Source organism: Syntrophomonas sp. UBA1041 (genome assembly GCF_002316705.1).
In the GTDB taxonomy this organism is placed as follows: domain Bacteria; phylum Bacillota; class Syntrophomonadia; order Syntrophomonadales; family Syntrophomonadaceae; genus DTU019.
Genome location: NZ_DCEA01000088.1, coordinates 25,338 through 32,488 on the forward strand (window position 1 = coordinate 25,338; position 7,151 = coordinate 32,488).

7 protein-coding genes are annotated in these 7,151 nt (G+C 53.2%); all 7 read left to right on the forward strand.

Annotated elements, in window-relative coordinates; translation table 11 throughout:
* The first annotated feature begins 10 nt into the window (after positions 1 to 10).
* Entirely contained in the window at positions 11 to 673 is a 663-nt protein-coding gene (locus B2633_RS12975) for an MgtC/SapB family protein (protein WP_481040025.1), read from the forward strand.
* Between the two features lie 47 nt (positions 674 to 720).
* Positions 721 to 4,338, forward strand: a complete 3,618-nt coding sequence (locus B2633_RS12980; RefSeq protein ID WP_483171129.1) for a PolC-type DNA polymerase III — start codon at positions 721 to 723, stop codon at positions 4,336 to 4,338.
* 176 nt (positions 4,339 to 4,514) lie between these two features.
* Positions 4,515 to 4,970, forward strand: a complete 456-nt coding sequence (locus B2633_RS12985) for a ribosome maturation factor RimP (protein ID WP_483171130.1) — start codon at positions 4,515 to 4,517, stop codon at positions 4,968 to 4,970.
* Between the two features lie 13 nt (positions 4,971 to 4,983).
* Positions 4,984 to 6,144: a transcription termination factor NusA gene (nusA, locus tag B2633_RS12990; protein ID WP_483171131.1), complete on the forward strand. Its 1,161-nt coding sequence runs from the start codon at positions 4,984 to 4,986 to the stop codon at positions 6,142 to 6,144.
* Positions 6,122 to 6,403 carry an RNase P modulator RnpM gene (rnpM, locus tag B2633_RS12995; RefSeq protein WP_483171133.1) on the forward strand — a complete coding sequence of 94 codons (282 nt, stop codon included), beginning with the start codon at positions 6,122 to 6,124 and terminating at the stop codon, positions 6,401 to 6,403. Before nusA ends, rnpM begins: the two co-directional genes overlap by 23 nt.
* Positions 6,404 to 6,415: 12 nt before the next feature.
* Complete coding sequence (locus B2633_RS13000) at positions 6,416 to 6,757, forward strand: L7Ae/L30e/S12e/Gadd45 family ribosomal protein (protein WP_481040015.1); 342 nt, start codon at positions 6,416 to 6,418, stop codon at positions 6,755 to 6,757.
* On the forward strand, positions 6,745 to 7,151 hold a 407-nt coding region (locus B2633_RS13005), incomplete at its 3' end, for a translation initiation factor IF-2 N-terminal domain-containing protein (RefSeq protein WP_483171135.1). The genes B2633_RS13000 and B2633_RS13005, both read left to right, overlap by 13 nt.

A 7,151-nucleotide genomic window follows, 5' to 3' on the forward strand; every position in this document is an offset into this window, starting at 1 on the left:
ATGTGGAAGTATGACCATTTACGAGGTTGTCTTTAAACTAGCCCTGGCTGGAATACTGGGGGGATTGATCGGCCTGGAGCGCGAAAGTCTGAGCCGGCCGGCTGGACTGCGCACCTATACTCTGGTCTGTGTGGGCTCCACCCTGGCGATGATTGTTTCTATCGACATATACCTGCAGTACTACCATACCGTAAATGCCGATCCCGGCCGTATTGCCGCCCAGGTAGTCAGCGGGATCGGTTTTTTGGGAGCAGGAACCATCATGCGTGAAGGCTCCACCGTGCAAGGCTTAACCACCGCTGCCGGGCTGTGGGTTGTAGCCTGCATCGGCCTTGCGGTTGGAGCCGGGCTGTATCTTCCTGCAGTGGCCACCACCCTTTTGATCCTGTTCGTGCTCATCTACTTCATCCGCTTCGAACAACGTTTCACCGGGCGCAGGGAATATAAAGGCCTGGTTCTGGTGGTGGAGGACCGGCCCGGGCAGGTAGGCGTAATTGGATCGGTTTTAGGTGAAATGAACGTGCTGATTAAAAATATTCAGCTAAATCGCCTGGAAGGCGATGATCTGGAGATCGAGTTATTGCTGCAGATCCCTTCCAACACCTCGGTCGAACAGGTTATGGAACAGCTGGGTGAGATGCAGGATATCCGCAGCATTTATCGTTTGAATTAGGTTGGCACCGACCAGCCGGTGATCTTTTGGGATAGGGGATGGAGATTTTGACGAAGAGCGCAGATTTTTTTGCGCTGTTATATAATGACTTCCAATTCTGCCAGGCTGGTGCCTGGCAGGGTTCTGTTATACAGAAGGTGGAGGTGTACTCGTCACGCAAGCTGTGGCGGCTGCTGGTTGAAGTGCCGCAGCCTTTGCCGGCCGGCATATTGGAAGAGACCGCAAACTGCCTGCAGAGCAGCCTGGACTGTGAGGTGGGGGTCGAGCTTTTAACACAGCTCGACGATGCCGTCCTGGAAGCGGTGGTGAGAGATCACTGGGATTCGATCCGGCTTCTCCTGGAACAGCAGGAATCCAGCCCGTTGTGGAAGGTGGAGAACCAGCGCCTGGATCTGATAGCCGGGCACAGGCAGCAATACCAGGCCTTGCTGGATATAGAGGCCTGCAGCCGGATTTCGCGGTGGTTCAAGGAAAACTACGGGCTGCAGGTGATTTCCCGCGTCAGGTTGCAGGAGAGCCCCCAAGAGAACGGCTCTAAGAATTCTCAAACCCTTATCCCCGCTGCCGAATACCAGGTTTTGAGCTACGACGTCTCCGCCTCAAAACCCCGCAAAAACGCATCTAGAGGGAAATCCAGAGCCAAAGCCGCCCTGATCAGGATGAGCGACCTGCAGGAAGGCCAGCAGGGCATCAGGGTGGAGGGACAGATATGGCATAAAGAGATCAAAGCCATCCGCGGCGGGCGCAGCGCGGGGGGATACTATCTCACTGATTATACCGGGAGTGTCATCGTAAAACAATTTCTGGATAAACCTGCAGACGACCATTTACTGATCGATCAATGGATAACGGCCAACGGGGACATACGCTATGACCCTTTTACCCATGAGGCCGTCTTGTTCGCCGCTGCCATTGAAAACATGGAAGCTCCGCAACGCCAGGATCAGGCCCCCGAAAAAAGGGTGGAGCTGCATGTCCATACCAAGATGAGCGCTTTGGACGGACTGGCGGAGGTGGAACAATTGGTAGCCCGGGCTGCACAGTGGGGCCATCAGGCTATCGCCATCACCGACCATGGCTGTGTGCAGGCCTTCCCGGACGCCTGCCATGCGGCTCAGAAACACCATATCAAGGTCATTTACGGGGTTGAGGCCTACCTCTATGAAAAAGATATCAAAGAACGCGCCTATCATGTCATCATTCTGGCCCGCTCGGCTGAAGGTCTGCGGAATCTGTACCAGTTGATCACCTTGTCTTATCTGCATCATTTTTATAAAAACCGGCCCCGCATCCCCCGGGCCGAACTTTCCAAATATCGCCGGGGCTTGTTGATCGGCAGCGCCTGTCAGGCCGGAGAGGTGTATCAGGCCTTTTTGAAGGGCTTATCCCGGGAAGAACGGCGCAGCGTTGCGGAGTTTTACGATTACCTGGAAATACAGCCCCTCAGTAATAATGAATTCTTGATAAACCAGGGTACCTTGCCGGACCGGGAAGCCTTACAGGAGATCAATCGCCAGATCATCGCTCTGGCCGCGGAACTGGGCAAACCGGTAGTGGCTACCGGGGATGTGCATGTTCTGGAGCCGCATGACGGCATCTTGCGCACTATCATTCAAGCCGGTCAGGGTTATGATGACGCTGAGTCCGATCACCCCCTGTATTTGCGCACCACCGAGGAGATGCTGGCCGAGTTCGCCTATTTGGGCGACGAACTGGCCCGGCAGGTGGTTGTTGAAGGCCCCAACCAGATCAACGCCATGGTGGAAATGGTGCAGCCGGTACCGGACGGTTTTTATCCGCCCCAGATTGAAAGTGCCGGGGAAGAGATCACCGCCCTGGCCTGGGAGCGCGTCAGGGAACTCTATGGTCAGGTGCTTCCCGAGGTGGTGGAAAGCCGCATCAAGAAAGAACTGTACTCCATCACCGAGCACGGTTTCAGCGTCTTATATCTGATCGCCCATAAGCTGGTACAGAAATCCAATCAGGATGGTTATGTGGTCGGTTCACGAGGTTCGGTGGGATCGTCTCTGGTAGCCTATCTGACTGGGATCACAGAGATAAACCCCTTGGCTCCCCATTATTTATGCCCGGATTGCGCTTATTCGGAATTCGTCGCCGCCGGTTTCTCCTGCGGGGCCGACCTGCCTGATAAAAACTGTCCCTGCTGCGGAAGGGAATTATTGAGGGATGGTTTTGACATCCCCTTTGAAACCTTCCTGGGATTTGAAGGTGACAAGGTGCCGGATATTGACCTCAATTTTTCAGGAGAATACCAATCCAGGGCCCATCAGTATGTAGAGGAACTTTTCGGCAGCGAAAACGTTTTTCGCGCCGGTACGGTTTCCACCATCGCTACCAAAACCGCCTTCGGATTTGTCAAAAAATACAGCGAAGAACGGGATCTCAGCTACAAAAACTCGGAGATCAACCGCCTGGTCAAGGGGATCACCGGGGTTCGAAAGACCACCGGCCAGCATCCCGGGGGCCTGATTGTGGTTCCAAAGGATCGTGATATACTGGAGTTTACCCCCTTGCAGCATCCCGCCGACAACAAAGATTCGGGCATTATCACCACCCACTTTGAATACCACGCCATCGGGGATCAGCTGGTGAAACTGGATATACTCGGCCACGATGATCCCACTGTCATCAAGGAACTCGAGGACTTGACCGGAGTAAAGGCCGCTACCGTCAGAATGGGCGACAAGACCACCATGCAGATTTTTTCCGGGCTTGAGCCTCTGAGCCTGGAGCCCGAAGTTATTAACAGCACTGTGGGCACCTTCGGCATTCCCGAGTTTGGCACCCGCTTCGTGCGGCAGATTCTGGAGACTACCCGGCCGTCCACGATGTCTGAATTGATCAGGATATGCGGGCTTTCCCACGGCACCGACGTATGGCTGAACAATGCCCAGGAACTGGTGCAGTCCGGGGTGGCGCAGCTCAATGATGTTATTTGCACCCGTGATGATATCATGCTTTACCTGATTCAGTTGGGGATGGACCCTCAAAAAGCCTTTAAGATCATGGAAAAGGTGCGCAAGGGCAAAGGGGTCAACCGGGAAGAAGAGGAGCAGATGCTGTCCTGTTTTACCCCTTCCTGGTATGTCGACTCCTGCCGTAAGATCAAGTACATGTTCCCCAAAGCGCACGCGGCCGCCTATGTGACCATGGCCTTCCGCATCGCTTTCTACAAAGTGCATTACCCGCTGGCCTTTTACGCCAGCTTTTTCAGTGTTCGGGCCGAGGATTTCGAGGCCGAGACCATGCTGGGAGGCTACCAGTTTATACAGAAGCGGATCCAGGAGATTGAGAAACAAGGCATGAAGGCCAGCGCCAAAGACAAGAAACTCCTGCCCTACCTGGAGGTGGCCCTGGAAATGTATGCGCGCGGCTTCTGCTTTTACCCCGTGGATATCTATAAGTCTCATGCCATCAAGTTCCAGGTGCAGGGAGATGGATTGTTGATGCCCTTTTCGGCCCTGCCTAACGTGGGGGCTGCAGCTGCGCAGAGCATCGTCAGGCTTCGCGGGGAAACCCCCTTCCTGTCGGTGGAGGAATTGCAGATGCGTACTCATATGAATAAAACCACTCTGGAGATGCTGAGAAAATACGGCTGCCTGGAAGGCCTGCCCGAGAGCGCCCAGTTGAACCTTTTTGCCTGAGGGCGGGGCGAGCCCGGCCGCCGCGATTTAGAACTCTAAAGCAGCTTGAATAGAATTGAGAAATTGTGTTATACTCTTAATGAGCTGGTAATAGTTTGGTTTCATGAGTGGGTTCTTGCCCACTTTTTCTATTGTATAATGCCAAACTAAGGCTCTTAAGATGCGGAGGAAAAGGGATGAACATGAATAAGGCCGCCCTTTTGGAAAGCCTGGTGGCAGAACCCCTGGCCAAATTGGGATTGGAGCTGGTGGAAATTGAGTATAAGCGTGAAGACGGCGACCGCATCCTGCGGATATTTATCGACCGCGAAGAGGGTGTGGATTTAGAGTCCTGCAGCGCAGCCAGCCGCGCAGTGAAGGATCTCGTCGACGAAGCCCAGGTAGAATACGACCATATGGAAGTTTCCTCGCCGGGACTGGACCGGGTCATAAAAACCGACCGGGACCTGCTGCGCTTTAAGGGGGCGCGAATCAAGGTCAAGACCCTGCAGGCTTATTCCGGACCACGCAAGATTATCGGTGTTTTACAGGGCTTTACTGAAGAGAAAATCAGCCTGTTAAACCAGGATGATAACCTGGTCGACATACCGCGCGACATGATCTCGATAATCAGGTTGAAACCAGACTTTTAGAGGAGGAAGCACCATGTCCAATGAGTTGATTCAAGCCTTAAATGAGATAGAGCGGGAACGGGGGATTCCCAAGCTGGCTCTTATAGAAGCAATAAAATCAGCTTTAAATACCGCCTATAAGAAAAATTTTGGCGTGGCCCAAAACGTAAGCGTGGATTTCGATGAAATGAACGGGGATGTGCACGTTTACTCGCAAAAAAAAGTGGTCGAAAAGGTCGAAGACACCCGTCTGGAAATACAATTGGATGAAGCCCTGGAGTTGTATCCCGACTGCCAGGTTGAAGATATGGTCTATGTAGAGGCCACACCAACCAATTTTGGGCGGATCGCCGCGCAAACCGCCAAGCAAGTGGTGATCCAAAAGCTGCGCGAAGCCGAACGCAGCTTGATCTATCAGGAATTCCGGGAGCGCGAGGGCGAAATCGTAACCGGCACGGTGCAGCGCATCGAAGCCAAAACCGCTTATGTGAATCTGGGCCGAACCGAAGGCATCATGCTGCCCTCTGATCAAATCGGCGGGGAGAGGTATGAGGTTGGTCAACGCATCAAAGCCTATATATACGAGGTAAAGGACACCCCCAAGGGGCCTAACATCTTCGTATCCAGGTCGCATCCTTTTTTCTTAAAAAGACTGTTCGAATTAGAGGTGCCGGAAATCTATGACGGCATCGTAGAGATTCGCACCATTGCGCGGGAGGCAGGTTCCAGGTCCAAGATCTCGGTGCATTCTTATGACGAGAAGGTTGACCCGGTAGGGGCCTGTGTGGGTCCCAGAGGCTTTCGGGTGCAGAATGTGGTGTCCGAGCTGGGCGGAGAAAAAATTGATATAATCAGGTATGATAAGGATCCAAAGCGTTTCATCGCCAATGCCTTGAGCCCGTCCAAGGTCTTGAATGTCATACCCAATGAGGAAGAGAAGGTAGCCCGGGTTATCGTACCCGATTACCAGCTCTCGCTGGCCATCGGCAAGGAGGGCCAGAACGCCCGTTTGGCCGCCAAGCTGACTGGCTGGAAGGTCGACATCAAGAATGAAAGCCAGTATCTGGCCGAAATAGAGGAATTGGGCGCAGACCTGGAGCAAGAGGACGAATTCGAAGAATATGGCGAGGACCAGGAACAAGAAGCCGAATTTGATGATGATGCGGAGAACGATGAATATGGCCAGGATGCGTAAACTCCCGCTGCGCATGTGTGTGGGATGCCGGGAAATGAAAATAAAAAAAGAACTGATTCGTATAGTCAGGTCGCCGGATGGTGAGATTGTGGTGGACAGCACCGGAAAAAAGGCCGGCCGCGGGGCTTATATTTGCCCTGACCTGCAGTGCTTTAATAAAGCGGTTAAGTCCAAAAGCATCCATAAGGCCCTGGAACATGATATCCCTGCAGAGGTTCTGGCTGCGATAGAAGCCAAAATTGCGGGGATGAATTCGTAAGGATGTGAGGTATTGCTCAAATTGTATAACCTGCTGGGTCTGGCCATGAGATCGGGAGCGGTTTCATCGGGGGCTATGGCAGTAAAGAATAGTCTGCTTCGTAATCGAGCCTATTTATTGATCATGAGTAGCGATATATCTGAAAAGACCAAAGAATCCCTGGTAGCCTGGTGTGAGAAGCAGAACATCCCCTGGTTGGCGGGGGGCGATAAGTATCGCCTCGGCAATGCGGTGGGCAAGGCTTATCGGGTAGCGGTGACAGTAAATGACGAAGGCATAGCCAGGCAAATATTAAAAGTCTATGCTGCGGGAGATGAGCCAAATACGACGGGGGTGGTTGAATGGCCAAAGTAAGAGTGCATGAAATAGCAAAAGAACTGGGTAAATCCAGTAAAGAGATGGTTGATATCCTTCAGAAATTGGGCCTTGATGTGAAGAACCACATGAGTACCATGGAGGATTCTCAGGCCAGTTGGGTCAGGAAACAACTGGCAGATAAGGATAAAGGCAGTCAAGGTCCACAAGAAACGGCGGCGCCATCAAAACCTAAAAGCGAGACTTCAGCACCGCGGGGTCCTGCCGGTGCTGCGGACCGCCCTCCCTCAAAACGGCCTAGTCCCCAACCGGAACGTGCTCCCCAAACCTGGCGCCCAACCCAGGGAGAAGCGCCAAGAGAAGGTTCAGGCCAACCGCAGTCCAGGCAACAAACGCAGCCCAGGGGTACGCAGCAGCAAAGGCAGCCGCAAGG